Raw genomic sequence first — 25,516 nt, 5'->3', positions numbered from 1 at the left:
CATGAGATATAAAAAACCAGCTAAGCGACGCTTAACTGGCGATATGGTTGCAAGTATCTAGTCATTAATGATTTAACTGATGGTTTAGACGTTTTTGCTGCTTTGTTTTTGCTGAATCTCTTTGGCAAGTTTGTAGCAATCCTCAACATGATCAGAGGCAATTTTTTTGAAGATAGTGTAGCCCATAGTCGCTGCAACGAGTTGCCCGCCTAATGGTACAAACTTCGTCACTTGTTTTGCTGCGATACGGCCGCCGAAGCCTTGAATGGTCTTTTTGACGATACCGCGAGTGGCCATTAAGCCTGCGAAGTCAACGGTCCGATCTCTGATAGCGCTCCAGTGTACCTCACGCGACTCTAGATCAATGGCTGATTCGCGGTCTTCGATGAGGCCAAAACGCTCACTAATCTCAGGGATGAGCTGAGTGAGCATACCTGCATCAACGGCAACATCAAAAAACGGTACAGGCACAACCGCTACACCGGCTGAAAGCTTCGCGCGTTTTTTGACTAATTTTAAGCACTCTTTTCTGACTTGTTCGAGGTCTAAGTTGGGATCAATAGTGTTAGGAAGTTTTTCAGCTTTTGGCGTCGTTTTCATAAATTATCCTTATAATTGGGTGAATAATAATAGGGTGAATAGTTAAAAGTGGAAACAAAAAAGTTAATTTATAGTTTAAGGAAATATCTGCACTGTACAATCATAGCTTTGTAGCAAATTGCAGAAAAGTAGCGCAAAAATGCACGGTTTTTGTAACTGCTATCATAAGTTTTTCTCTAAAAGCTATGCAGCAGACTATTCAAACGATAAGTGGTCGTAAGATAAAAATTAATATTGTGACCCTCTACTAAAGCCAGTAGAATACCGCTATGCTAAATTTAACTCCTCGCTTTACTGGTACTCGTATCGACGAGCTACCCATCGCGCTGCAAGCGCTCGCTGCTCAGTCTTTCACCCTGGCTCGGTTATATGCCGGCCGAGGTATCATGCAGCCTGAAGAGCTTGAGACTCAGCTTTCAGGTTTGCTGCCTGCTGAAGACTTGCATGGCGTCACACAAGCAGTGCGTTTATTAGATGCAGCTATCGATGAGAGCAAGCGCATTTTAATCGTCGGTGACTTTGACTGTGACGGTGCAACGAGTACGGCGCTGATGATGCGTGCGTTAACTCAGATGGGAGCGCAAGTCGATTTCTTAGTGCCGGATCGCTTTAAGTACGGCTATGGGCTAACGCCTGAGATTGTCGAATTAGGCATTGAGACTTATCAGCCTGATTTGATTGTTACCGTTGATAATGGTATCTCAAGTCATGAGGGCGTTGCACGCGCGCAAGCGGACGGTATCACCGTTATCATTACCGATCATCATCTAACGACCAAAGCGACGCCGCCGGCTGAAGCTGTGGTCAACCCTAATCAGCTAGACTGCAGCTTTGATAGTAAGGCTTTGGTGGGAGTCGGCGTGGCTTTTTATGTCTTAGGCAGGCTTGCAAAGCTTAGACGTGAAGCGGGTAAACCGGCGGTGCAAGTCAGTCAATATCTAGACTTAGTAGCGCTCGGCACTATCGCTGATGTCGGTGTACTCGATAAAAATAACCGTATCCTTGTTCATCATGGGCTAAATGCCATTCGCCAAGGGCGCTGCTGCATCGGTATTTTAGCCTTGCTTGAGCAAGCAGGACGTGACCCTAAGCAGCTGCATGCGCAGGACTTTGGCTTTGTATTGGGGCCACGGATCAATGCAGCGGGACGTATGGACAATATGCGCATCGGTATTGAGTGCTTATTGACCGATGACTGGGGGACAGCCCAGCGCTTAGCACATGAGCTTGAGCGACTTAATCGCAGTCGCCGACAAGTCGAGGGCGAGATGCGGGCGCAGGCTGATCAAATTATTAAGGATTTAGAGAATGATAGCGCAGCTGACAATACTCTAGAGACTGATCTAGAAGGCAGCGATGATACTATTATCGCCTCTACAGTCAAAACAAAACCAACCGAAGGTGCTGGGCCAGCCACTGCTACCAAGCGCAGCTTAGTGCTCTATCAGGACGACTGGCATCAAGGCGTCATCGGTATCGTCGCAGGCCGCCTAAAAGAAAGCCACTATCGGCCAAGTATTGTCTTTGCTCCTGCAGATACCGAACGTACGGGAGACGACGACGCAATCAAAGGCTCGGCGCGCTCCATCGCTGGGGTGCATATTCGCGACGCTATTGAGCAAGTCGCTGAGCAAAACCCCGAGCTTATTACCCACTTTGGTGGTCATGCGATGGCCGCTGGCTTGACGATTAAACGTCGCAATTTTGATGAGTTTGTCATCGCTTTTGATGAGGTTCTGGCGGAGCTGGATCAAGAGGTTTTCGCTGAACAAAAATTCACCGATGGTGAGCTGCAAGCAAGCGACTTTAGCTTATGGTTCGCTGATGAGTTGGCCGACGCGAGTATCTGGGGACATGGCTTTGCCGCGCCAATATTCGATGGCGTCTTTGAAGTATTAAGCTTTAAGATACTCAAAGACAAGCATCTCAAACTCTCCTTACGCTATCCTGGTGTGCAGTATCCTATCGATGCTATTTATTTTAATTTTGATACCGATGTCTGGGATTACCGCGCCGAAAAGGTACATATCCTCTTTGAGCTCGATGTCAATGAATGGAATGGTAAACGCAGCTTACAGCTGATGGTCAAAGATTTGGCTTTAGTAAACTAAGAGTCTAACGCCGCCATTCTAAGGAAGGGAACTGCCAATCGTAGCGAATAGCTAACATACGAATGCTAAAGATAGCACTCATAGTACAGATATCTGCAACCCAAACTGCTACCCCCAAATTGTACAAGGCGAAGTACAAAATACCGCCAGCTAAAGCGGCACTGATATAGATCTCTTGTTGTAGTACCAACGGGATCTCATTACAGATCATATCGCGGATGATGCCACCGACAATGATCGTAATAACACCTAATAGCAAGGCTACGGGCACATTAGCGCCCATGCTATCGGCAACTTTGATACCGATTAGCGTAAAAGCTGATAGCCCAATGGTATCAGTGAGTTTTAAAAACTTATCAACCCGCCTTGAGTTGGGATGAAAAAATATCTGCGTCGTTATAGAAGCTATGGTAATGACTGTCAGATAGCTCATATCCATCATCCAAAATAGTGGATGCCTATCTAAGATCACATCTCGCACGGTACCACCGCCAATCGCTGTGACAATTGAGACCAATAAACAGCCAAATACATCGAAGTTTTTGTGCTTGGCCAAAATCGTTCCAGAAACACTGCACGCAACGATACCTATCATATCGAATAAATATAATAACGAACGCGGGTTAAAAGTAGTGATTAAGGTTGTATCTAAAGCAATGTTTAACATAAGCGCGGCTAAGTGGTTATTAGTATCAATCAACGAGACGAATGGAAGGCAGATGCCAGTCAAACTTTACTGCTAACATACGTACGGCAAAGATAACACCGAGCATAATAAACTCGTTAAGCCCAGGGTTTAGGCCTAAATAGTCGAGCAATAGATAAGTCACGGAACCTGCGATACTCGCGGTGATATAGATCTCTCTTTGCAGCACAAGCGGTATCTCATTGCAGATAATATCACGTAGTAAGCCACCAATAATAGCCGTCCAAACGCCCATCATAATGGCAATCAGAGGCGATATATCTTGATGAAGAGCGACCTTAAAGCCAATAACGCTAAAGGCGGCAAGCCCTATTGCATCAAAGAACCTCAGCGCATTGTCGATTTTATGATACAGATGAAAAAACACTTGTAGGGTAAGGGAGGTTGCGGTGATGACGATGACATAATTGAGATCGGTCATCCAAAATAGCGGGTGGCGATCCAAAGCCATATCGCGCAAAGTTCCGCCGCCAATCGCATTCACCATAGAGACTAAGATACAACCGGCGATATCAAAGCCTTTATGCTGAGCCAGCAAGGTGCCGGCGATAGCGCAAGCAATCACCCCAACCATATCTAGCAGATATAATAAAATATCAGGAAAAATCAAGTCATTAACCATTGTTATGTTTTTCCATGCTGACGGCTCTTTATGGTAGATAGTTAATTATATTCAATAATAAATAAAAGCTTGCTTTGTGGTTAACCGTCTTTAGCAAATAGTATCAGCCCGATAATGATCAAACCAATACCGAGCAAACCCATCGCTGAAGGTACCGAGTTACCCAGTAATAATATCCCACCGATAAGGGCAAATATCACCTCACTGGCTTGGGTGGCATCGACGCCAGCCACTTCGCTTGAGGTCACCGCCTGACCGCGCGCGTACAAAAATATAGTAGTAGCCGCCACCCCGGCCAACAAAGCCACCAGCAATGTATTGAACACTTGTATGCTATCGGGCAACTCGGGTCGCACTATCATGCCCAAAAGTAGCCAAAATGGCAAACTCCCCAGAGTCATTAGCCAAACTTTGTTAAAGGCATTGTGTAGTAAGGTAGTCTCAATCGAGGGAATACGATGGATCAGAGTTTGCAGTAGTGACGGCGCAGGTGCGGCGGCAGGCAGAGCATTTAGAGCGGTGCTGGTGGTATTAGTGTCATATAAAGTAGGCGGCAGATCATAAGCTTCAGAGGTGAGTGGCTCGTCATGGGTGTCGGCAGTGCCAGATACGGCGTGCGACTGATCTGCCAAGTCAGCGGGTAACGCTGGCGTGCGGGAGTTATGAGTGACTTGCCAGACCAACTGATTGCCAATCGGGTAGCTAAAGGCGGCAATAAGGGCGGGCAGTGCGCCATAGAGCAGCATCTGTGCCATAGGGACGGCATGGGCAATATCAGTGTCGGCAAGTGCAGCGGCGTGCAAGCCCTCACTGACATTGACCATCACCACGCCAACAAACACCAAAAGGGCATAAAGGATGAATTTTTTATCAAAACGCTGGCCAAAGACCATCAGCACCAATAAGCTGGTAACGACGGTAAACATAAAGGTCGCCGCGACCACCCAGCCTGCCACATGATCGGCGGCATAGCAGATACCTGCATAAAACAGCCCAAAGCCAATACTGCCTGTGAGGCACCAAAAAACCCAGTGCTGACAAAAGACCGCTGTCAAAGCTTTGAGGCGCCCCATCCCTTGCTGAAACAAGATGATGCCGGTGATTATCAGCCACATAAAGACATAGCGCAGACTCGCCGACCAAAACCAGTGGCCGCCTGCCGCGCTCATCATCTCATTTAAAATAAATGTCGAGCTAAAAAACGCCCCTGCTAATAAGCCGAGTAGTATTAGCTTGATCATCTTTGTGCCCTTATACTTATTTCCGTGTCGTGTGAGCGATTTATACCGTTTTTCTTGTGCTCTTGATACAGCTGTTTAGCTGTTTATGATAACGCCGAGGCGATGTCCTATCGTTATTTGCCTTTTCACTGTTTGCCTTTTCACTATTTACCTTTGGCATCTGCCCAAATGATTTTGTGCAATTGCAGCTGAAAGCGCACTGGCAGGGCGTCGGTCAGTATCCATTCGGCAAGCTCGCGGGCAAGCACAGGCACCTCTGGACTGACCGCGTCATCGATATCATCTGCAACAGTAAACATCGGCGAAAACCAAACCGTGCCGACGCGTTTATCCAGCTGATGCTCAATGAGTGTGGCTTTTGCCCAGTCATAGTCAGTGCGGTTCATAATGACAAACTTAATCTGATCATGCTGGGTTAAGTGGTCAAGATTTGACCAAAGGTTTTTATCAGCTTCGCCTGAGCTTGGGGTTTTGAGATCCATGACTTTGCTGACCGCCGCTGGTACGTCTTTGACACTCAGCGCCCCTGCCGTCTCAAGGGAAATCTCATAGCCATCTCTGAGCAGGCGTTGCATCAGCTCGATGGCATTGGGCTGCGCCAATGGCTCACCGCCCGTCAGACAAATCCGCTTGCACGGATAGGTTTTGATCGTCGCTATGATGGCATCTAATGACTGACGCTCGCCACCTGTAAAGGCATACTCAGTATCGCAGTAGACGCATCTGAGCGGACAGCCGGTTAAGCGGACAAATATGGTCGGTAAGCCTGAGGTCAGCGCCTCACCTTGTAGCGAGTAAAAAATCTCTGTCAAACGCAGACCTGCGCTCGGGTCGGTGACAGGGATGGCGGCGGTGCGTAACGGCGACTGGTTCATAATGGTTTCAAATACAATATAGTTTCAACGACAATTAAGAGCTGATAAGGCGATAGGGTAATAAAGCGCTCGGCGATAAGCTTGTGCAAAAAGTCAGGTCGTAGGTGCGACCGCTTTATGCGAGGATAGCGCAAAAAATCACGGTGAATTATAACGTAACCAATGATATTACGCTGCGGCTAATACATAAAAAATTAAAATATAAAAAAAGATGCTGAAGCCATGCTCCAGCATCTGTATATAAAGTTATTTTACTAGGGCGTGTCCTCATTTTAAAAATGGTGATAAAAATGAGATAAATCGCAGTCAAACAAGGAAGATATCGCAAGTAATATCGAGATATTAGTCAGCTATTTGACACCGTTTGGCCAGATTTAGCCATTTTTAGCCCATTTAGATGGCTATCGATTGAATTGAGGACACGCCCTAAAAACGGTTTGGTACAAAAATCAACGTATACGCGAGCAGATTAGTCTAAGCGTAGCAGCTCATTAACCGCTGTTTTTGCACGCGTTTGCGCATCGACTTTTTTTACGATAATTGCAGCGTACAGGCTATGGGTACCGTCTTCTGATGGCAAGCTGCCTGGAACGACGACTGAACCTGCAGGGACACGGCCGCGATGGATCTCACCGGTTTCGCGGTCATAAATGCGTGTAGATTGACCGATATAGACGCCCATAGAGATGACTGCGCCTTCCTCAACGATAACGCCTTCGACGATCTCAGAGCGCGCACCAATGAAGCAGTTGTCTTCGATAATAGTCGGGTTGGCTTGTAGCGGCTCAAGCACACCGCCGATACCCACGCCGCCTGATAGATGGACGTTTTTACCGATTTGCGCGCAAGAGCCAACGGTCGCCCACGTATCGACCATCGCGCCTTGATCAACATAAGCGCCGATGTTGACGTATGATGGCATCAGTACCGCGCCTGCTGCGACATAAGAGCCTTTACGAGCGACTGCTGGTGGCACGACGCGTACGCCTGCTTCTTTAAACTGCGCCTCACTCCAATCAGCAAATTTGGTCGGTACTTTGTCATAGAACTGCACATGCTCGCCGGCAGCTTGCACATAATTGTCATTGAGACGGAACGAGAGTAGCACTGCTTTTTTGGCCCACTGATTAACGACCCATTCGCCGTCTTTTTTTTCTGCTACGCGCAAGCTGCCATTGTCTAATTGCTCAAGCACTTGCTCGATAGCATCACGGACATCTTGTGGCATATTGGCTGGGCTGTACTCGTTACGATTTTCAAAAGCTTGTTCGATGGTTTGTTGTAATGACATAAAAATTCCTAAAAGTTAATATTCAAAGTACGATAAAGACAGAGCTATCACTTGCTGCTGGTATTGTCGCCAATTTTATAGGTTTTAGCAAATCATGGGCTTTTAGTCAGCTCAATTTGGCAATGACACTTCAGACAGATTCGCTTGATTACATAGTGACTCTATAGCTTGAGAGTAGTTGCTGCTATACAGTGTTGATATGACTATTTATCCAGTCCAAGATGTCTTGATAAACCCTCTGTTTTTCAAGTTCATGCAGTGGCTCGTGACGCATATGCGGATATAGCTTGATGTCCACCTCACTAAAGCTTTGCTCATTTAAGCGGTTGACCACTTTGCGTACGCCTTTGCTCATATTACCCACAGGGTCATTTTGTCCGCTGATAAACAGCATCGGAAAGTCTTTATTAATAGTCGCGGCCCAGTTTTTGTTTAGACCAGATTCCATTAAGTTAAATAGTGTTAAATAACCATTATTAGTAAAGTCAAAACCGGTTAGAGGATCGGCTTCATACGCTTCGATACTGGCTTGGTTTTCGGTTAGCCAAGCAAACTGTGAAGAAGAAATACGATTATTCAGCTTACTATTAAAGATTTTATTCATGATGTTAGCAAACACGGCATTTGGCTTTTTGGGAGCGATTTTGGCGAGCGCTTTATTAATAGGTAAAATAACCTTGGCTAAAGGATCAGTATCAGCGCTACCCATCAAGATCGCACCAGCAAAACTGTGCGCATGATGCTTCATCACCGTACGCACAATAAACGAGCCCATCGAATGACCCATAATAAAGTGTGGCACGTCCGGATACTTCGCCTTGAGGCTATCGGCCATGATAATTACATCTTTTAGCAACGACTGCACTGGGTGCTCTTCACCAAAGAAGCCAAACTCACTCTCTGACTTGACCGTTTTACCATGACCGAGCTGATCATAAGTGGCAACAGCGATACCGTGATCTGCTAAGAACTGCGCAAAATCGCTATAACGACCACTGTGCTCCGCCATGCCATGAACGATTAGTAGGGTGGCGGTTATATCTACCGAGCTGTCTTTTGGCGTAAAGAAAGTATGATGCAAATAATGGCTGGTATTCGATGAAGTAATTTGCTCAGTATTGCTCATAGCAGTATTCATATAAGGGTCCTTGATAAGTTAAATAGTTAATATACAGCCTGTTTATAATATAGTCGAACCACTATTAAAGTGTTACAGCGTTAGACTCGTTTAGCCTACTACTGTAGTACTTGCACTCGTCTGCCTTGTACCACTTTTAATATTGATTGACTATAGTACGGCCTATTGCGCGCTTGCATTGGCCTTAGCGCGATCATATATCGTTTTGCCTTCCTTGATGGTTTTTACGACTTCGATAAATTATTCTTACTATATTAATGGCCAAACATTTTATCCATCCTACAATAGACTGACTTAAAATTATATTAACTTATGTTGTAATCTTAGCGATATTTTCTAATCATCCATAAAAGCCTAAGTTATGAAAAAGCTATTCCCTAAAAAACAGCGCCCGAACAAAAAACTACTGCTCGCTGGAGCAGGGCACGCTCATATAGGTTTGCTACGTAGGCTTGCCCGTAAGCGTTTAGATACTCTTCAGGAGGTAGAAGTAAGCGTGATTACTGAGCATCCGCAGACGATTTATTCTGGTATGTTGCCGGGCTGGATGGCTTCTCATTATAAGCGTAGTGAGATCAGTATCAATATCGCTGCGCTGTGCAGACGTGCTGGCGTGACGCTAATACAGCGACCTATCATCGCGGTCGATGCGGATACTCAAACGGTTATTACTGTCAAAAACGCTAAAGACGCTAAAAACGCTAAAGACGAACGTTTTGATTACGAGCTGCTGTCGCTCAATACAGGCGCAGATACTGATATGACTTGGCTTAATACAGACGGCCTAGTTAATGAAGACTTAATAGATAAAGATTTGGCAGATAAAAATCTAAAGAATACCGTAATTCCCGTAAGGCCCATATTCAATTTCGTCGAGCAGTGGCAGCAGATCCTTAAGCAAGCTGAGCAAGTGAGTGATTATAAAGTTGCAGTAGTCGGAGCAGGCGCTGCAGCAACGGAGCTGGTGATGGCCGCGCAGTTTGCTTTGCAGCAAATTAATCCTAGTCATCAAGCTTATTTGGTTTGCGGTGAGCAGCTGCTATCAGGCTTTGATGCAGGCTTTCGCTCTCGCGTCATCAAGCAATTACAGCGCCGTAATATTGAGATTATCTACGAGCGCGCCAAAGGTTTAGCTGGTGGTAAATTAGCGACCTCTAAGCAAACGCTAGCGGCCGATGCGACTATTGCGGCTACTGGGGTGATGGGTTCGGCGTGGGCCGCGCAGACTAACCTTGAAACGGTAGATAAGGGCTTTATTGCGGTCAATGATAAGCAGCAAAGCACTTCGCATGATAATGTCTTTGCCGTAGGCGATGTGGCGTCACGCGTGGATCGAGAGATGGCACATTCTGGGGTGCATGCAGTATTTGGTGGCAAAGTGGAAGCGGATAACTTACTGGCTTATTTAGTAGGAGATAAGTTAAAAAGCTATCGACCCAAAAACCGCACTTTGTATTTGCTCGCTTGCGGTGACAAGTACGCAATCGGCAGTTGGGGCAATTTCAGCGCGCAGGGACGCTGGATTTGGTATCTTAAGCGCTATATCGACAAGCGTTTTGTCAACGCAAAATAAGTAGAGGCTGCACGAACCACATTAAAGATATTAATTTATAAAACAATAGCTTAGCACTATTGATTATTTAGTTACACTGACTACCACTGCGCGTTACAATAGAATAATTAAACAGTGTAATAATAAATGAGTTAACACTCAAAAAAGCTATTCATCTTTAAATTATTCCTATATTCTGCTTGTATACGCAGCAAATATCAAAGATTAAAACCATTATCATCCAAAGGTCATACGCTATGAAATCCACTATTGAATTGCTTGAACATACGGATTTTCCTGCTATTAAGCGCCGTAAATTAACCACGCTGCAAGTCAATCTAGGGTACCTGTGCAATATGTCCTGCGTGCATTGTCATGTGGCAGCAAGCCCTTATCGTACCGAGATGATGTCGCGCGAGTTGGTTGAGCTGATTTTAAAAGTACTGCAAGCGCAAAATATCGATACGCTTGATTTGACCGGCGGCGCACCCGAGATGCACGACGATTTTAAATACTTAGTCGTCGAGGCTCGTAAACTTGGCGTTAAAGTCATTGATCGCTGTAATTTGACGATCTTGATGGAAGAAGGTTTTGAGGATACGGCGCAGTTCTTAGCGGATAATGGCGTCGAAGTGGTCGCCTCACTGCCTTGTTATTCACTTGAGAACGTCGATAAGCAGCGCGGCAAAGGCGCGTTTGACGACAGTATTTTAGGGCTACATAAGCTTAATGCTTTGGGTTATGGACGTGCAGATACAGGTCTGACTTTAAATCTAGTATATAACCCACAAGGCGCGACCTTACCGCCCAATCAGCAGATGCTAGAGGCGGACTATAAACGTGAATTAAAAGAGCACTTTAATATAGAGTTTAATCAGCTTTTTGCGTTGACCAATATGCCGATTCAACGTTTTGGTGCGGTACTATTGGCTAAGAACGAATTCCATCCTTATATGGATTTGCTCAAAGATAACTATGATGCGGGGAATCTTAAAGAGGTGATGTGCCGCTCGACTATTAGTGTTAATTGGCTCGGCGAGCTGTTCGATTGTGACTTTAATCAACAGCTTGAGATGCCTGTACCCAATAAATCGCGCCAGCATTTGCGCGACCTGCTCACCCAAAATCCTACTGGTGACGATATCGCTATCGGTGACCATTGTTACGGCTGCACAGCAGGGCAAGGTAGTAGCTGCGGCGGCGCTTTAGAAGACGAAAAAGTAAGTGTGGCTTAGAGCTAGTTCTAAGCATTTTGATTTAAAAAACTTATCAGCATTAACGGAGCTCATCTCATGCTTATAACTAAAACTTCATTTTCTAAAGCTTTAACGACCAAAGCCCTTATTGCCGCAAGTCTTATGCTATCAAGCGCTGCCTATGCTGATTTTAATCACAGTACTTGGGATAGCTTATTAAATAAAAACGTCACTATGACCAACGGGGGCAAAGCATCTGTCGTTAATTACAATGGCATGAAAGCGGACCAAAGCAAGCTTGATGGCTATTTGGCAGCGACGGCTACGGTCAGTCGGTCTGAGTTTAACCGCTGGAGCAAAGATGAGCAATTGGCGTTTTTAATCAACGTCTATAATGCGGGTACTGTGGATTTAGTGCTGACTAAGTACCCTAATATAAAGTCGATTAAAGATATCGGCGGTATATTTAGCTCGCCTTGGAAACAAGACTTTGTCAACGTACTGGGTAAAAAGCGCTCGCTTGATGATATCGAGCACAACCTGATTCGCGGTTCTGGGCGCTATAATGAGCCGCGTATTCACTTTGCGGTGAACTGTGCCAGCATTGGTTGTCCTGCATTGTTGGATGATGCTTACACAGGCAGTAAACTCGATAAACAATTAGAGCAAGTCACCCGCAATTTCCTCGCCGATAGTAGTCGTAACCGTCTCAAGGGCAGCACACTTGAGATCTCGCCAATATTTAAGTGGTATAAAGAGGACTTTGAGAGTAATTGGCGCGGCACTAAAGATTTAGAAGGGTTTTTGGCTCGTTATAACTCACCGCTCGGTCTTAATAAATCACAAACTGCTGACTTAAAAAGCGGCAAGACTAAGATCAGTTATACCAATTATAATTGGAATTTGAACAAGAAGTAGTGAGATAGCATGTCCACGGTTTCTATTATCGTTCCTATACTCAATGAGGCAAATAATCTGCCTCATTTGTTTACTCATATCGCTGGGCTAAACCCATCACCGCAGCAAATTATCTTGGTTGATGGCGGTTCAAACGATGATTCCTTCGAATGGGCACAAAAGTTTATTGCAGATTTAAATAACAGTAATCAGTCAGCTATTAATTGGCAAGTGGTTAAGTCACAAGCAGGTCGTGCGCGGCAGATGAACAAAGGCGCGTCCTTAGCAACAAGCGACATACTACTATTTTTACACGCTGATACTGAGCTGCCCACTCACGCTGTTGCAGATATCCAAACCGCTATGCAAAAATCAGAGTGGGGGCGTTTTAACGTTAAGTTAAACAGTCGTCAGCCGATGCTTTGGGTGGTCAGCCATATGATAAACTTACGCTCACGACTCACAAGTATCGCAACTGGTGATCAAGCGATTTTTATTACCCGTAAGCTTTTTGAGCAAGTTGGCGGCTATCCTCAGCAAGCGCTGATGGAAGATGTTGAACTATGCAAGCAGCTTAAAGCAAAGTCTAAACCTGCTTGTCTAAAGACTAAAGTCATTACCTCGGCGAGGCGCTGGGAGCAGCATGGCACTTGCCGCACGATACTGCTGATGTGGCAGCTGCGTTTTGATTATTGGCGCGGCGTCTCGGCGGACAACATTAAAGCGCGTTATTATAAGTAATATAGATAAGCCTAAATCAGAATAATACAGCTATGCTAACACTGGGTTTGTTGTATAGTGGATTAAATATAGAAAACTCTTAATATGACTCAAGAACAAAATACCTGCATTATCCTATTCGCTAAATTCCCTGCTAAAGGCATGGCAAAAACCCGCTTGCAACCTGCGCTTGGCATTGATGGTGCAGCAAAAATGGCAAAGCAGCTATTACTACATAGCGTAGAGCAAGCGTTAGCAACGGGCTTTAGCGTTGAATTATGTGTCAGTCCCCCTCCTAATACTCCTTGCTGGCAAACGCTGAATCTACCAGAGTCATTGACATGGTCAGCACAAGCCGATGGTGATTTAGGAGAGCGTATGTACACGGCTAGTACGCAAGCTTTGGCAAAGTTTAAAAAGGTGTTGTTAATAGGAAGCGATTGTCCCAGTTTGACGGCGGCAGTGATTCAAGATGCCGCGCAGCAGTTAGACAACTTAAATAGCGTCATGATTCCTGCTTTTGATGGTGGTTACGTACTGCTTGGCTTTAGGCAAATAAACGCGCACCTATTTACCAATATGACGTGGAGCGTCAGTGATGTGGCAGCAGTGACTAAGCAGCGTATTAAAGATCTAAATTGGTCATTAGCTTCGCTACAACCTCTACCTGATATCGATGAGCCAGAGGATTTACAATATCTGCCTGCAGGATGGCTTGATGGTTATGAGCTTAAGGATTATTAATTTACGATTATGACAAATGCAAAAGCCATCAACTATTTGATGGCTTTTTTTTGTGATAGAGGTCGATATTACTTGGGCAATAACGCATTAAGCTTGGTCTTAACCTCAATACTCATCGCCTCAATAGGGGTGACTAACGCTTGCGCTAGCGCGGTATGAGCAATAGAGTCAGGCTGCTCGCTGGCAAGTAAAGCCACGGCTTGTTTGACCACTTGCTGCGCGTTATCGGCGTTTTTCATAAGGTTTTGAATCGCATAATCAGCGCTGACATCTTCCTCACTTGGATGCCATGAATCAAAATCTGTCACTAGCGCAAGCGTAGCATACGCCATGCTCGCTTCACGTGCAAGCTTAGCCTCTGGCATATTGGTCATGCCAATGATGTCAGCATTCATCTGTCGATACCAATTGGACTCAGCGCGAGTAGAAAATTGCGGCCCTTCGATACAGAGGTAAGTCGCGGTACTATGACATTGGCCTTCGCTAATATTTGCCTGACTATAAGCGCGCTTTAACACCCCACCAAGCGCCACACATAAAGGATCGGCCATTGCTACATGCGCCACCGCTCCCTCACTAAAAAAGGTACTGGCTCGCTGTTTGGTCATATCGATCATCTGATCTGGAATGACCATATCTAAAGGTTTGAGATGCTCTCGTAGTGAGCCTACCGCTGAGACTGAAATGACATAGCGTACGCCCAAAGTTTTTAGCGCATAGATATTAGCGCGGTAGGGAACTTCTGACGGGCTAAATCTGTGCCCTTGACCGTGGCGGGTCAAAAAAGCGACAGTTACGCCATTTAGCTCACCCATGACAATGTCATCAGATGGCTTACCATAAGGCGTTGAGATTGTTACCTGACGCTTATTGCTTAGCGCTTGCATCTGATATAAGCCGCTACCGCCGATAATGGCAATGTCGGCGGATAAATGAGCGGTGTCTTCTACTAAGGTTGAAATCATATCAGTCCCAGATGGAGGAGTTAAAAACGAGTCATTATAATTATCAGTAACGCTTGTCTTTTAAGATAAAATAGCGATTAAAATACTAAACCGAGCGGTTGACGATAACCATTAGCGTTTGGTAACTCTTTTATACAGCCCTTGAGCCAACTCCTTAACCACCATGCTTTGACTTTGTACAAAGCCTTCGTATTTAGGCAAGTTATCATCCACGTCTCTGATACGGCGATTATAAAATAGGTGCATAGCAGGCTCTGGCAAGGCCGCTTTATCAGGATAATTATCAGTAGGGATTAATACCAGATTGCCGCCTACCGCCGTCTCTATACTAGGCTTATGACAACGCTTACACAGTCCGCGGCTGATATTAGGCGGCATTTTCCAACTACGAAAGCGGGTTTTATCAATCTGCACTTCGCTAAGGTCTGACTTTAGTAAAACCGTCACATCATTATAAGCTTTACCGGTATAGTCCTGACAAATCGTGCAGTGACAAATAAAGCGAGCCATAGGAGTATGGTTGATGGTATAAGTATTGCTATAGCAGGAACAAGAGCCTTCTTGCGGGGTGAAGTCGTCACTCATAAGGTAGTCCTTTTTTATAAAATTAGCGGTAGGTATCTATGAAATTCATTAAGACAAAATATAGCATTTTCTGTATCCGGCAGTGTAGTGGCTTTAAGTAGAGTTGCTAAGGACTTATGCTAATCATTAGCATAAAAAAAGAGACCCAAGCCGGGTCTCCATTTTTTATTATCAATCCATTCTTAACAGCCAAGCTTACCTTCCGCCTCAAGCGCCTTTTTACTACGAATCGGCGCAGGGCAATCTTCACCGTAATACTGGCGATCGGCAAAGTAGCTTGAGCGTACCATGGGACCGGCCCAAATGCTAAAGAAGCCGATCTTTTTGCCATAGTCCATATAGCGCTGAAACTCGTCCGGATGCACATAGCGATCGACAGGAGCATGATTTTTACTCGGCTGCAAGTATTGACCCACCGTAATCATATCGACATCATGCGCTTTGAGATCATCAAGTAGCGCATAGACCTCTTCTTCGGTCTCGCCGAGGCCAACCATAAAGCCGCATTTGGTCGCGATATCAGGGCGACGTTCTTTATAAAGCTTGAGCAGATCGAGCGAGTGCTGATAATCAGAACCTGGACGGAAGGCTTTGTATAGACGTGGCACGGTTTCGATATTATGGTTAAACACATCAGGAGCTGTTTCGGTGAGTAAGTCTAAGGCAATATCCATACGGCCACGGAAATCAGGCACTAAGATTTCGATCAGGCAGTTTGGGCTTAGCGCCCGTGATTCGTTGAGTACTTCGACAAAATGCTGCGCGCCGCCATCTTTTAAATCGTCGCGATCGACTGAGGTGATCACTGCATATTTGAGCTCAAGACCTTGAATAGTCTCGGCGGTATGACGCGGCTCATCCTTGTCTAGCTCATTAGGGCGACCATGACCGACATCACAGAACGGACAGCGGCGAGTACAGATATCACCCATAATCATAAAGGTGGCGGTGCCGTCACCAAAGCACTGCGCAAGATTCGGGCAAGCGGCTTCTTCACAAACAGTATAGAGCTTTTGTTCGCGTAGTTTGGCTTTGATACGCGCCACCTCAGCAGGTGAGGACATTTTTACTCGAATCCAATCCGGCTTTTGCTTCGCTTCGACTGTCGGGATTACTTTAATCGGGATGCGCGCGACTTTATCGTAGCCACGCAGCTTTTCACCTTGAATGGCTTTTTTAGGTTTTACTCTTGGCGCAGGAACATGGGTTTGTACGGCAGTAGTCATAATCAATGATCTCTTAACCCTTTATAGTATAAGGGTTTATGGAATTATCAGTATGCTTTAAAGGTGTCTTTATTATAGCAGATATTGCGCTCAGGGTTTATTATTCAACCCTTTGTGCTATGGCTTTTTGTTTAAGTTATCAATATCTATACCCATCTCCTTAAACACTTCGATAGCCGCGCGAAAAGCCTCTTGGGTAGCAGGCGCGCCGCAGTAAGGCAGGCTGTGCATGAGTACCTCACGAATCTCGGCGACAGTTGCGCCATTGTTAATCGCGCCTCTGATATGACCTTTTAGCTCATTTGGGCTCTTTTGCGCAATCAAAAATCCTAAGGTAACCAAGGAGCGATACTTACGCGGTAAGACGCTATCGTCTTGCCAAGTGGTGCCCCAAGCGTGCTCAATGATCCAATCTTGTAAGGGCTGAGTAAAGGCTGTGGCGGCATCGAGTGAGCGCTTAACGTGAGCCTCGCCCATGACCTCAGTGCGCACTTTTAACCCTTTTTTATAGTTTGAGTGCTCATTATTATTGCTCATTTTATTATCCTTAACTTTTAAAATTGAATCGGAACCGTTCGCCGAGTCGGTCTTGATATTATTTAATGTCATGATGCTATTTAATATAGAATCATGAGTTAATATTGAACCATGAGTTAATATTGAATCGTTAGTTTTCGAGTGCATTGAACTTATATGTCTAATATTTACTCTAGTAGCCACTACTATTTTTATAATAAATATTGAATATGGCTTGATTCTACGCCTTTTGCAGCCTAAGCCATTAACTTTTTGAGCGTTTTAAGCTATCATTGCAGCACAAATATTTCAATGACCACATTCCCTTAATTATTTCCTATAGTGCATCGACGAAGGCAGTCATTCTGACTACTCACGCAATGTACTAGCCCAACTACGAGGACAATTATTGTGTTAGAAGCTTATCGTAAACATGTCGAAGAACGTGCTGAGCTAGGAACTGTACCGCTTCCACTAAATGAAAAGCAGGTAGCCCAGTTGGTTGAGCTACTAAAAAACCCACCAGCGGGCGAAGAAGCGTTCTTAATGAACCTGCTAGAAAACCGTATTCCAGCTGGCGTTGACCAAGCCGCTTATGTAAAAGCTGCATTTTTGGCCGCTATCGTTAAAGGCGAGGCGAGCTCACCACTTATCGATAAGAAAAAAGCGGTTGAAATTCTAGGCACCATGCAAGGCGGCTACAACGTACAGCCATTAGTGGCAGCATTGGATGATGAAGAAGTTGCTCAAGATGCGGCAGAAGCGCTTAAGAAAACTTTGCTCGTATTTGACGCGTTCAATGACGTGACTGAAAAAGCCGAAGCCGGTAACGACATCGCAAAAGAAGTGATTCAGTCTTGGGCTGACGCTGAGTGGTTTTTGAACCGTGACGAGGTACCAAAGAAATCTACTTATACAACCTTTAAAGTCACAGGCGAAACCAACACTGATGACTTATCTCCTGCGCAAGACGCGTGGAGCCGTCCTGATATTCCACTGCACTCGCTTGCCATGCACAAAAACTCTCGTGACGGCATTACTGCTGACGAAGAGGGCGTGCGCGGTCCAATGAACCTTATTGATGAGCTAAAAGAAAAAGGCCATCCACTTGCGTACGTTGGTGACGTCGTCGGTACCGGCTCTAGCCGTAAGTCTGCGACCAACTCAGTGCTATGGCTGATGGGCGAAGATATTCCAAACGTACCAAACAAACGCGGCGGCGGTCTGGTACTGGGTAACAATATCGCTCCTATCTTCTTTAATACGATGGAAGATTCTGGCGCCTTGCCAATCGAAAAAGTAGCTGTCGATAACCTAAACATGGGCGATGTGTTTGACATCTACCCACATGACGGCAAAATCACTAAGCATGACTCAGACGAGATCATCTCAGAGTTCAAACTAAACTCGCCAACGCTACTTGACGAAGTGCGTGCTGGTGGCCGTATTCCATTGATCGTTGGTCGTGGTCTCACTAACCGTGCTCGTGAGTACATGGGTCTGGGTCATTCAGACGTATTCGCCAAGCCAGAAGAGCCAGCCGATACTGGTAAAGGCTTTACACTCGCGCAAAAAATGGTCGGTAAAGCGTGTGGTCTACCAGGCGTACGTCCGGGCATGTACTGTGAGCCAAAAATGACTACCGTTGGCTCTCAAGATACCACAGGTCCAATGACGCGTGATGAGCTAAAAGACTTGGCGTGCCTAGGTTTCCAAGCAGACCTCGTCATGCAGTCATTCTGTCACACCGCTGCTTATCCAAAGCCAGTTGACGTTGAGACTCAGCACACGCTACCTGACTTTATCATGAACCGTGGCGGCGTCAGCTTACGTCCGGGCGATGGTATCATTCACTCTTGGCTGAACCGTATGCTACTGCCAGATACCGTTGGTACTGGTGGTGATTCGCACACGCGTTTCCCAATGGGCATCTCGTTCCCAGCGGGTTCTGGTCTGGTAGCCTTTGCTGCAGCCACTGGTGTGATGCCACTAGATATGCCTGAGTCTGTGCGTGTGCGCTTCGTCGGTGAGCGTCAGCCTGGTATCACGCTACGTGACCTAGTCCATGCTATTCCTTACCAAGCGATCAAAGAAGGTTACTTGACGGTCGATAAAAAAGGCAAAATCAACGAGTTCAACGGTCGTATCCTTGAGATCGAAGGTCTAGAAGACCTAACTGCTGAGCAAGCGTTTGAGCTATCTGATGCCTCAGCTGAGCGTAGTGCTGCCGGTTGTACTATCACGCTATCTGAAGAGTCGGTGACTGAGTACCTAAACTCAAACATCACCCTACTTAAGTGGATGATCTCTGAAGGTTATGGCGACGCGCGTACCATCAGCCGCCGTATCGAGCAAATGCAAGACTGGCTTGCCAACCCAAGCCTGATGCGTGCTGATGCAGACGCTGAATACGCCATCGATATGACTATCGATATGAACGAGATCAAAGAGCCAATCCTATGCTGCCCGAACGATCCAGACGATGCCAAGACTCTAGCAGACGTGGCTGGCGACACCATTGACGAAGTATTTATCGGTTCGTGCATGACCAACATCGGTCATTTCCGCGCGGCAGGTAAACTGCTACAAGACGTCCCAGCGGGTAGCCTGAAGACTCGTCTATGGATCGCACCACCAACTAAGATGGATGCCCGTCAGTTGATGGAAGAAGGTTATTACAACGTCTACGCACAAGCCGGCGCTCGTACTGAGATGCCAGGCTGCTCACTATGTATGGGTAACCAAGCACGTATCGCACCGAAATCTACTGCGGTATCGACGTCGACTCGTAACTTCCCGAACCGTTTGGGTCAAGGCGCAAACGTTTATCTTGCGTCAGCTGAGCTTGCTGCAGTCGCTGCAGTACTGGGTAAACTGCCAACTAACGACGAATACCAGCAGTACGCTGGCATGCTTAACAGCATGGGCGAGGAAGTGTATCAGTACATGAACTTCGATCGTATGGAAGAGTACACTGAAGAAGCGGATAAAATTAATGTTGCTCAGTTGACTTAATCTTGCTTTCAAGCTAATTAATAAGATAAAAAGAAACCCCGTATCAAAATGATGCGGGGTTTTTCGGTTTAAACACACTGGCTGATTTCTCTCACTACCTTCTGTATAATATAAAGGCAGGCGGAAACCGTGGCTCTGCACTTTTTTACTTTTTCTATCTCGGGACGGACCGAGACTTTAATTATGCACTTATCATTTAGGTGCTTTGGAGTCTCGGTTGATTACTTTATCCCCTCTCAAACGTCGCATCGTCTATGTGACTGTCTTTGAAATCATCGCGATTATCTCATCCACTTGTATATTGATGATGCTCAGTGGTAGTGATACCGCAGAGTCTTTGCCAGTGGCGGTGATAGTATCATTGGCTGCTGTGATTTGGAATTTTATATTTAACACTGTCTTTGAAGCTTGGGAGCAGCGCCGGCAAGTGGCTAAGCGCACGTTACTGATACGCAGCATTCATGCACTAGGTTTTGAGGGCGGCTTGGTATTGGTTTGCTTGCCGATTTATATGACTTGGTACGATGTCGGTTTGCTCAAAGCCTTTACGATGGAGGCGGCGTTACTGCTGTTTTTCTTGGTATACACTTTCATTTTTACTTTAATCTTTGACAAGGTTTTTACTCTACCGCATCAATATAAAAGCGCTTCTACTTTTCAATAAATCTTACTGTATAAAATCATTATGAAGCATCTTTTATTTATGAGAATTTAGAAGAGTAAAAGGCTACCTAATGGTAGCCTTTTTGGTTATATAGTCGAACCACTATTAAAGTGTTACGGCGTTAGACTCGTTTAGCCTACTACTGTAGTACTTGCACTCGTCTGCCTTGTACCACTTTTAATATTGATTGACTAGGGCGTGTTGAACATTCACAAATGCGCACTGCTGATCGCTACTAGTTTATCAAAGCTGTGTTCTAGTCGTCGTTAAAATTGCAGGTAATGCTTATTGCATTGGCTAGCTGATTTTATTTAAATAGTCACAACGACTAGGACGATTTTAGCATCAGCCCTCACGATAACAACAGGGACAAGACTATTTTTTGCCGCTTTATTGATAAAAATAGACGCTTAGAACGACTAAACTTACCATTTTTATCTGCAAATCGCCTAAAAAATAGTCTCTGTCAGTGCCATGGTCGAATGTTCAACACGCCCTATATTAAAACTACTAAGGTGTAAAAAACAAACTAAACTAGACGTTTTACTTCCCTTTATAAACCGGCTTGCGCTTTTCCATAAACGCTGTAATCCCTTCCTTAAAATCATCAGTCTGAGCCATGATGTTTTGTTGCTCGACCTCCATGCCTAGCGCTTCATTAAGTCCTGAAAACGCATGAATGTTGATCATATGCTTCATAGAGGCCAGCGCCTTACCCGGTAGTTGGCTTAAGCGTGTGGCTAGGACGTTCACTTCATTGTCAAGTTCCTCGGCGCTGACCACTTTATTGACTAAGTCTAATCTTGCGACGTCATCGGCTTTAAGCTTATCACCAAGCATCACAAGCTCGGTCGTTTTCGCCGCGCCAACCAATTGATTGAGTAAATAAATACCGCCTGCGTCAGGGATTAGGCCGATATTGACAAAGGCTTGCACAAATTTGGCATTATCAGCTGCGATACGAAAGTCACAGGTCAGCGCTAAGTTCATACCTGCGCCCGCCACCGCGCCTTCTAATTTGGCAATGATAGGTTTATGGATATTACGCAACTTTAGGCTGACCTCAGCAACTTCGCGCAGCATAAAATCAAGCTTAGCCACGAGCGCTTCTGACTCCATACCGTTCTCTAGCATCTCGCCGATATGACCACCACTAGAGAAGTTATTGCCGCTGCCTTGTAAGACGATCACGCGTACTTCATTATCTTGATCTGCCTTATCAAGCGCTTCCATAATCGCACCTTTCAACGGCGTACTAAAAGCGTTCAGGGTTTTGGGATCGTTCATAGTGATAGTGGCGATGTGGTTGGTTACTTGATAATCGACAAGCGCTTGTGACATAAGGGTCATCCTTGTAATCGTTAGGGGTTAAGTAAATCTAACTGACTGGCAATGAGCTAACCAATAGCTCAATGCCAGTTACTAATGCTACGGCTAATACTCAAGCTAATTACTATAGCAGGTTAGGGGGCGCTCTAAAATATGATTTAGTGCACCTCTGCGCCATCTTTAGTAGTCGATACAAGCTACTATTTACAAATATCACTACTAAACTTAGGCGTTGTAAATTATGCTAATTATACGAAGTTAGACATAATGATATGCTCATTTGAACATTCGTATAGAGTTACGCATAGATTCAACAGTCACCACATAAACAAGGAAGAGTTATGCCAACGATTACAGTAAATAATGCCGACATTTATTATGAAGACAGCGCGCCCAATGATCATCAAAAGCCCGTAATTGTCTTCGCTCATGGGCTGCTTTGGAGCGGTAGAATGTACGACAAACAAGTCGAGCATTTTAAAAAGGACTATCGCTGTATTACCTTTGATTTTCGCGGACAAGGGCAGTCGCAGATTACCAAAGACGGCTATGATATGGATAATTTAACTAAAGACACCATTGGCTTACTTGACGCTCTAGATATCGATAAGTGTCATTTTGTTGGCTTATCTATGGGCGGGTTTGTGGCGCAGCGTATCGCGATACACCATCCTGAGCGCTTATTGTCGCTATCTTTGCTTGAGACTTCAGCGGATGCTGAGGATCCCAAAAACGTCCCTCAATACCGTAAATTAATGAAAGCGATTCGCTGGCTTGGTATGAAGCGGGTCAGTCAAAAGGTGATGCCGATTATGTTTGGCAGCACCTTTTTACAAGCCAAAGAGCGTAAGGCCGATCGCAAAGCATGGTTATCTATGCTGCAGAGTAATCGTAAAGGCGGCACGGTTAAGGCAACAACAGGCGTAATCGATCGCAAAGGAGTCTATGAGCAGTTAGGCAGTATCCAAACGCCGACTTTGATCATCGTCGGTGACGAAGATGCGGCAACCCCTTATGATAAGTCGGAGCGCATGCACTTTGCTATCGATGGCTCTAAGCTTGCAGTGATTAAAGGTGCGGGTCATACCTCAACTGTTGAAGAGCCTGAGCAAGTCAATAGAGTATTAGGTGAGTTTTTGGATAAGATTGAAGGCTGGTATTAATCAGTTAGGCTACCGCTTCTCAGTTAGAGCCAATTACAGCCGTTAGCTATACTCTGTATTGTTATTATTGATGGTGCCAAATACTTTTGCACGATTAATAATCTCTGTCGCCCAAGCGCGGTGTGTGGCTGGCTCCAGCATAGTATTGTTATATTTAAATACGGCTTTGGCCTCGCTATGGAGTATCGCTTGCGCCTCATCTAAGGTGCTCGCCGGTACGCAATACGCTTGCTGTACTAAGGCAATTTGATTGGGATGAATGACGGTTTTACCCACCAAGCCTAAGCTGACATCGCGAGTCAACTCTTGCATAAATAGCGTAGGCTGGTCTAAGTACTCAAATACCGGCGCGGTCAAATAAAAGCCATGCGGTACAAAGCAGCCAAGCAGCTGATAAGCCAAAGTACCGATAGGAGTGTCATAGACGATACTGTTCTTAGGACGGCGCAGACGTAACGCGGCAAATAGGTCATTACCGCCGATACGCAAAGCAAAAACAGGCTGACTGAACGCTTCTTTAAAGCCAATGGCCAGCTCTTGATTATGATGCGGATTAAACAGCGCCGCTGTCTCCAAAGTCGGCATTAGCAGCTGGTCGGTGCTGAGGTTCTGACAAGCCATGCGCCAATTAGATAAGCTGCACATATCTACCTTTGGCATCACAAAACCATCGAGCAGTTCAATATGCTTATAATGAGCCAGCTTTTGTAGCATCATCGGATTACGCGGACGCACAAACACTAAAGGACGCGTCGGCTGCTCTTGCTTATTGTTCTGAGGCGTCGAAGGATCATTGATACTATCAATATGCGCCGCCCAAGTGTTGAGCAGCTCTTGCAGTCTTTGTAGTGCTAGCTCCACATCATCATGGCTGACGGCGTCCTCAACACAAATAATAATACTATTAATCGTCGGTAATTTATCCCGCTTGATGACTTGCCAGATATCTTGCCGAGTCGCTGGCATATATAAGCTTGCGCCTAACTGATAAGGGTGATGAGTATGCGGCTTTAGCAAAGCGTGGCGCTCAGTGATGAGGTGCTCATAAGACTGCGTGTAATTATATAGGTTTGACTCATTATTAGAATTATCTGGCATAGTCGGTATCATAATTAGTTAAAGAGAGTATAAGGGGTAAGAGAAATCGCGGAAATACAAAGCGCTGAGGTGCTGACACGTTAAGCCTAGCTAATGCGCTTTTTGATAAGGGTAATCGCTTGATAAGGTAATATTTTAGCACCTAATATGCTGATTTCAATGTCTCTATCATGGCATAAGTGTCGTAATAATGTGGTGTCAGGATGATCGGCGCTCGCCAGTAAGATACGGTCAGGATCGCGGCGTAATATAGCGCGAGTCGCCTCGGCTATCGTCGGTTTGATGCGGTTGCGGTTACCGATATTGTATTCCTTGGCTATTTTATCGACAATGCTTTGGGTGCTATATCTAGGCTGCGCAAAGGTCGCTAAATGCTCAGGTGTTGTCGTTAAGAGGTGCCGCGCTGACTCAATATGCTCGATAAAGGCTAAGCTGTGATCGATAGCGACAAAGTTATCATAAAAAATAGCGCGATGTAGACCTGACTTTGGATCAGTATAAAGCGAGCGCGAGATCAATCCAGATACCGTACTGTTTAATAGTCCAGATGGTATCAGCCAGTCCTCCTCGCTCGCAGCTAACCAAGCGACGCCAGCGGGATCGGCAAGGGTAAGTAGCGGTATAACACTCTCACCTTGATGAAAAATGTTAGCAAAGTTGACGTGGTTATCATCATTAAATGGATTCAGGCTACGCGCTAGCTCTTGATAGATAGCGCCCTTGCCGGTCCAACCATCAACGAAAACGATAGGGCTATGAGGATGGCTGTCCAATATGAGCTGCAAGGCGACTGGATCAAGACCACGATCGCGAATGATACTCATGCCATAGTGTTTAGATGGCAAGGCATAAGCGCTATTGGTATCCGCTAAAGCGCGCTGTAATAGCACACCAATAGGCAGTCCGGCTCTGACTAAACTGACTAATATTAATGGGTTTTCGCTACTAACGGTTTGTTTAAAAGTCTGCTGTAAGGAGTAAGCCAAATTAGCAATATCGCTAGCCATGCGCACTTTACCTTGCTCAAGCGCTTGCAGATATAGCTGCTCATGCTTAGCAGTTGGTGCTTGCTCTAAGGTGAGCATATCGGAGTAGTGCCGCTGCCCGCTTTGGATCAGCGCTTCTTTTTTGCTGACCGGTACATCAGCGACCGCGTCTTTGTCAACGACATCTAGGAGCACCGTGACATCATCAGCTAAATAGCTGCCTGAGCCAAATCTCTGTAAGTCTTTTGTTCTAGCTTTCGTCATTGCAGGCTCTAT

General features: G+C 45.5%; 23 protein-coding genes. 9 read left to right on the top strand and 14 right to left on the bottom strand.

Features of this window, described 5'->3' with window-relative positions; translation table 11 throughout:
- Positions 1-84: 84 nt before the first annotated feature.
- Positions 85-600, bottom strand: a complete 516-nt coding sequence (locus JMY03_RS03815) for a hypothetical protein (RefSeq protein ID WP_201557089.1) — start codon at positions 598-600, stop codon at positions 85-87.
- A 269-nt stretch (positions 601-869) separates the two neighbouring features.
- Here JMY03_RS03815 and recJ point away from each other — a divergent pair, with 269 nt between their 5' ends.
- A complete protein-coding gene (gene recJ, locus JMY03_RS03810; RefSeq protein ID WP_201601186.1) occupies positions 870-2,711 on the top strand; it encodes a single-stranded-DNA-specific exonuclease RecJ in 1,842 nt (613 codons plus the stop codon).
- Between the two features lie 4 nt (positions 2,712-2,715).
- On the opposite strand, the gene JMY03_RS03805 is transcribed toward recJ, so the two are convergent.
- The 6 genes from JMY03_RS03805 to JMY03_RS03780 form a co-directional block, all read right to left on the bottom strand.
- The gene (locus JMY03_RS03805) at positions 2,716-3,378 is read right to left on the bottom strand and encodes a trimeric intracellular cation channel family protein (protein WP_025646379.1); all 663 of its coding nucleotides are present in this window, start codon (positions 3,376-3,378) and stop codon (positions 2,716-2,718) included.
- Positions 3,379-3,403: 25 nt separating this feature from the next.
- Positions 3,404-4,039 carry a trimeric intracellular cation channel family protein gene (locus JMY03_RS03800; protein ID WP_201601184.1) on the bottom strand — a complete coding sequence of 212 codons (636 nt, stop codon included), beginning with the start codon at positions 4,037-4,039 and terminating at the stop codon, positions 3,404-3,406.
- An 80-nt stretch (positions 4,040-4,119) separates the two neighbouring features.
- Complete coding sequence (locus JMY03_RS03795; RefSeq protein WP_201601182.1) at positions 4,120-5,280, bottom strand: multidrug resistance efflux transporter family protein; 1,161 nt, start codon at positions 5,278-5,280, stop codon at positions 4,120-4,122.
- Between the two features lie 143 nt (positions 5,281-5,423).
- A complete protein-coding gene (gene queE / locus JMY03_RS03790) occupies positions 5,424-6,155 on the bottom strand; it encodes a 7-carboxy-7-deazaguanine synthase QueE (protein WP_201601179.1) in 732 nt (243 codons plus the stop codon).
- A gap of 469 nt (positions 6,156-6,624) precedes the next feature.
- A complete protein-coding gene (dapD, locus tag JMY03_RS03785; protein ID WP_201557083.1) occupies positions 6,625-7,446 on the bottom strand; it encodes a 2,3,4,5-tetrahydropyridine-2,6-dicarboxylate N-succinyltransferase in 822 nt (273 codons plus the stop codon).
- A gap of 184 nt (positions 7,447-7,630) precedes the next feature.
- Positions 7,631-8,572 (bottom strand): alpha/beta fold hydrolase, encoded by a 942-nt coding sequence (locus tag JMY03_RS03780; RefSeq protein ID WP_201602122.1) that lies wholly within the window; start codon positions 8,570-8,572, stop codon positions 7,631-7,633.
- A gap of 373 nt (positions 8,573-8,945) precedes the next feature.
- On the opposite strand from JMY03_RS03780, the gene JMY03_RS03775 reads away from it, so the two are divergent.
- The 5 genes from JMY03_RS03775 to JMY03_RS03755 all read left to right on the top strand — a co-directional run bounded on the left by JMY03_RS03775 (position 8,946) and on the right by JMY03_RS03755 (position 13,693).
- A complete protein-coding gene (locus tag JMY03_RS03775; protein WP_201601177.1) occupies positions 8,946-10,157 on the top strand; it encodes an FAD-dependent oxidoreductase in 1,212 nt (403 codons plus the stop codon).
- Between the two features lie 236 nt (positions 10,158-10,393).
- Positions 10,394-11,371 carry an arsenosugar biosynthesis radical SAM (seleno)protein ArsS gene (arsS, locus tag JMY03_RS03770; protein ID WP_025646373.1) on the top strand — a complete coding sequence of 326 codons (978 nt, stop codon included), beginning with the start codon at positions 10,394-10,396 and terminating at the stop codon, positions 11,369-11,371.
- Positions 11,372-11,428: 57 nt separating this feature from the next.
- Positions 11,429-12,250, top strand: a complete 822-nt coding sequence (locus JMY03_RS03765; protein ID WP_201601175.1) for a DUF547 domain-containing protein — start codon at positions 11,429-11,431, stop codon at positions 12,248-12,250.
- A gap of 9 nt (positions 12,251-12,259) precedes the next feature.
- Positions 12,260-12,970, top strand: a complete 711-nt coding sequence (locus JMY03_RS03760) for a TIGR04283 family arsenosugar biosynthesis glycosyltransferase (RefSeq protein ID WP_201601173.1) — start codon at positions 12,260-12,262, stop codon at positions 12,968-12,970.
- Between the two features lie 84 nt (positions 12,971-13,054).
- Positions 13,055-13,693, top strand: coding sequence for a TIGR04282 family arsenosugar biosynthesis glycosyltransferase (locus JMY03_RS03755; RefSeq protein WP_201601171.1), 639 nt, complete (start codon positions 13,055-13,057; stop codon positions 13,691-13,693).
- A gap of 68 nt (positions 13,694-13,761) precedes the next feature.
- Here JMY03_RS03755 and mtnP read toward each other — a convergent pair whose 3' ends face one another.
- From mtnP to JMY03_RS03735, 4 genes are all read right to left on the bottom strand, one after another.
- On the bottom strand, positions 13,762-14,658 hold the full coding sequence (gene mtnP / locus JMY03_RS03750) for an S-methyl-5'-thioadenosine phosphorylase (protein WP_201601168.1): 897 nt from the start codon (positions 14,656-14,658) through the stop codon (positions 13,762-13,764).
- 111 nt (positions 14,659-14,769) lie between these two features.
- Positions 14,770-15,243, bottom strand: a complete 474-nt coding sequence (locus JMY03_RS03745; protein WP_201601165.1) for a GFA family protein — start codon at positions 15,241-15,243, stop codon at positions 14,770-14,772.
- Positions 15,244-15,425: 182 nt separating this feature from the next.
- Positions 15,426-16,469 carry a lipoyl synthase gene (gene lipA, locus JMY03_RS03740; RefSeq protein ID WP_025646366.1) on the bottom strand — a complete coding sequence of 348 codons (1,044 nt, stop codon included), beginning with the start codon at positions 16,467-16,469 and terminating at the stop codon, positions 15,426-15,428.
- A gap of 117 nt (positions 16,470-16,586) precedes the next feature.
- Positions 16,587-17,006, bottom strand: coding sequence for a carboxymuconolactone decarboxylase family protein (locus tag JMY03_RS03735; protein WP_201601161.1), 420 nt, complete (start codon positions 17,004-17,006; stop codon positions 16,587-16,589).
- A gap of 390 nt (positions 17,007-17,396) precedes the next feature.
- Here JMY03_RS03735 and acnB point away from each other — a divergent pair, with 390 nt between their 5' ends.
- Together acnB and JMY03_RS03725 are read left to right on the top strand one after the other, a co-directional pair.
- A complete protein-coding gene (gene acnB, locus JMY03_RS03730) occupies positions 17,397-20,000 on the top strand; it encodes a bifunctional aconitate hydratase 2/2-methylisocitrate dehydratase (protein WP_201601160.1) in 2,604 nt (867 codons plus the stop codon).
- A 217-nt stretch (positions 20,001-20,217) separates the two neighbouring features.
- The gene (locus tag JMY03_RS03725) at positions 20,218-20,664 is read left to right on the top strand and encodes a PACE efflux transporter (protein WP_201601158.1); all 447 of its coding nucleotides are present in this window, start codon (positions 20,218-20,220) and stop codon (positions 20,662-20,664) included.
- A 543-nt stretch (positions 20,665-21,207) separates the two neighbouring features.
- On the opposite strand, the gene JMY03_RS03720 is transcribed toward JMY03_RS03725, so the two are convergent.
- Positions 21,208-22,005 (bottom strand): enoyl-CoA hydratase/isomerase family protein, encoded by a 798-nt coding sequence (locus JMY03_RS03720; RefSeq protein WP_201601156.1) that lies wholly within the window; start codon positions 22,003-22,005, stop codon positions 21,208-21,210.
- Positions 22,006-22,334: 329 nt separating this feature from the next.
- Between JMY03_RS03720 and JMY03_RS03715 the strand changes: the two genes are divergently transcribed.
- The gene (locus JMY03_RS03715; RefSeq protein WP_025647436.1) at positions 22,335-23,156 is read left to right on the top strand and encodes an alpha/beta fold hydrolase; all 822 of its coding nucleotides are present in this window, start codon (positions 22,335-22,337) and stop codon (positions 23,154-23,156) included.
- A 42-nt stretch (positions 23,157-23,198) separates the two neighbouring features.
- Here JMY03_RS03715 and JMY03_RS03710 read toward each other — a convergent pair whose 3' ends face one another.
- Positions 23,199-24,254, bottom strand: coding sequence for an HpcH/HpaI aldolase/citrate lyase family protein (locus tag JMY03_RS03710; RefSeq protein ID WP_201601154.1), 1,056 nt, complete (start codon positions 24,252-24,254; stop codon positions 23,199-23,201).
- 86 nt (positions 24,255-24,340) lie between these two features.
- A complete protein-coding gene (locus JMY03_RS03705; RefSeq protein ID WP_201601152.1) occupies positions 24,341-25,504 on the bottom strand; it encodes a cysteine protease StiP domain-containing protein in 1,164 nt (387 codons plus the stop codon).
- Positions 25,505-25,516: the final 12 nt, after the last annotated feature.

It is taken from the genome of Psychrobacter submarinus, assembly GCF_904846685.1.
Taxonomy (GTDB): Bacteria; Pseudomonadota; Gammaproteobacteria; order Pseudomonadales; family Moraxellaceae; genus Psychrobacter; species Psychrobacter submarinus.
The sequence above is the reverse complement of the archived record's forward strand: the minus strand, read 5'-3'. Positions and strand labels throughout refer to the sequence as shown.

Excerpts from the sequence above, each read along its gene's own strand:
- JMY03_RS03815 (WP_201557089.1), bottom strand. The coding sequence starts at position 600 with ATGAAAACGACGCCAAAAGCTGAAAAACTTCCTAACACTATTGATCCC.
- recJ (WP_201601186.1), top strand. The coding sequence starts at position 870 with ATGCTAAATTTAACTCCTCGCTTTACTGGTACTCGTATCGACGAGCTA.
- JMY03_RS03805 (WP_025646379.1), bottom strand. The coding sequence starts at position 3,378 with ATGTTAAACATTGCTTTAGATACAACCTTAATCACTACTTTTAACCCG.
- JMY03_RS03800 (WP_201601184.1), bottom strand. The coding sequence starts at position 4,039 with ATGGTTAATGACTTGATTTTTCCTGATATTTTATTATATCTGCTAGAT.
- JMY03_RS03795 (WP_201601182.1), bottom strand. The coding sequence starts at position 5,280 with ATGATCAAGCTAATACTACTCGGCTTATTAGCAGGGGCGTTTTTTAGC.
- queE (WP_201601179.1), bottom strand. The coding sequence starts at position 6,155 with ATGAACCAGTCGCCGTTACGCACCGCCGCCATCCCTGTCACCGACCCG.
- dapD (WP_201557083.1), bottom strand. The coding sequence starts at position 7,446 with ATGTCATTACAACAAACCATCGAACAAGCTTTTGAAAATCGTAACGAG.
- JMY03_RS03780 (WP_201602122.1), bottom strand. The coding sequence starts at position 8,572 with ATGAGCAATACTGAGCAAATTACTTCATCGAATACCAGCCATTATTTG.
- JMY03_RS03775 (WP_201601177.1), top strand. The coding sequence starts at position 8,946 with ATGAAAAAGCTATTCCCTAAAAAACAGCGCCCGAACAAAAAACTACTG.
- arsS (WP_025646373.1), top strand. The coding sequence starts at position 10,394 with ATGAAATCCACTATTGAATTGCTTGAACATACGGATTTTCCTGCTATT.
- JMY03_RS03765 (WP_201601175.1), top strand. The coding sequence starts at position 11,429 with ATGCTTATAACTAAAACTTCATTTTCTAAAGCTTTAACGACCAAAGCC.
- JMY03_RS03760 (WP_201601173.1), top strand. The coding sequence starts at position 12,260 with ATGTCCACGGTTTCTATTATCGTTCCTATACTCAATGAGGCAAATAAT.
- JMY03_RS03755 (WP_201601171.1), top strand. The coding sequence starts at position 13,055 with ATGACTCAAGAACAAAATACCTGCATTATCCTATTCGCTAAATTCCCT.
- mtnP (WP_201601168.1), bottom strand. The coding sequence starts at position 14,658 with ATGATTTCAACCTTAGTAGAAGACACCGCTCATTTATCCGCCGACATT.
- JMY03_RS03745 (WP_201601165.1), bottom strand. The coding sequence starts at position 15,243 with ATGAGTGACGACTTCACCCCGCAAGAAGGCTCTTGTTCCTGCTATAGC.
- lipA (WP_025646366.1), bottom strand. The coding sequence starts at position 16,469 with ATGACTACTGCCGTACAAACCCATGTTCCTGCGCCAAGAGTAAAACCT.
- JMY03_RS03735 (WP_201601161.1), bottom strand. The coding sequence starts at position 17,006 with ATGAGCAATAATAATGAGCACTCAAACTATAAAAAAGGGTTAAAAGTG.
- JMY03_RS03720 (WP_201601156.1), bottom strand. The coding sequence starts at position 22,005 with ATGTCACAAGCGCTTGTCGATTATCAAGTAACCAACCACATCGCCACT.
- JMY03_RS03715 (WP_025647436.1), top strand. The coding sequence starts at position 22,335 with ATGCCAACGATTACAGTAAATAATGCCGACATTTATTATGAAGACAGC.
- JMY03_RS03710 (WP_201601154.1), bottom strand. The coding sequence starts at position 24,254 with ATGCCAGATAATTCTAATAATGAGTCAAACCTATATAATTACACGCAG.
- JMY03_RS03705 (WP_201601152.1), bottom strand. The coding sequence starts at position 25,504 with ATGACGAAAGCTAGAACAAAAGACTTACAGAGATTTGGCTCAGGCAGC.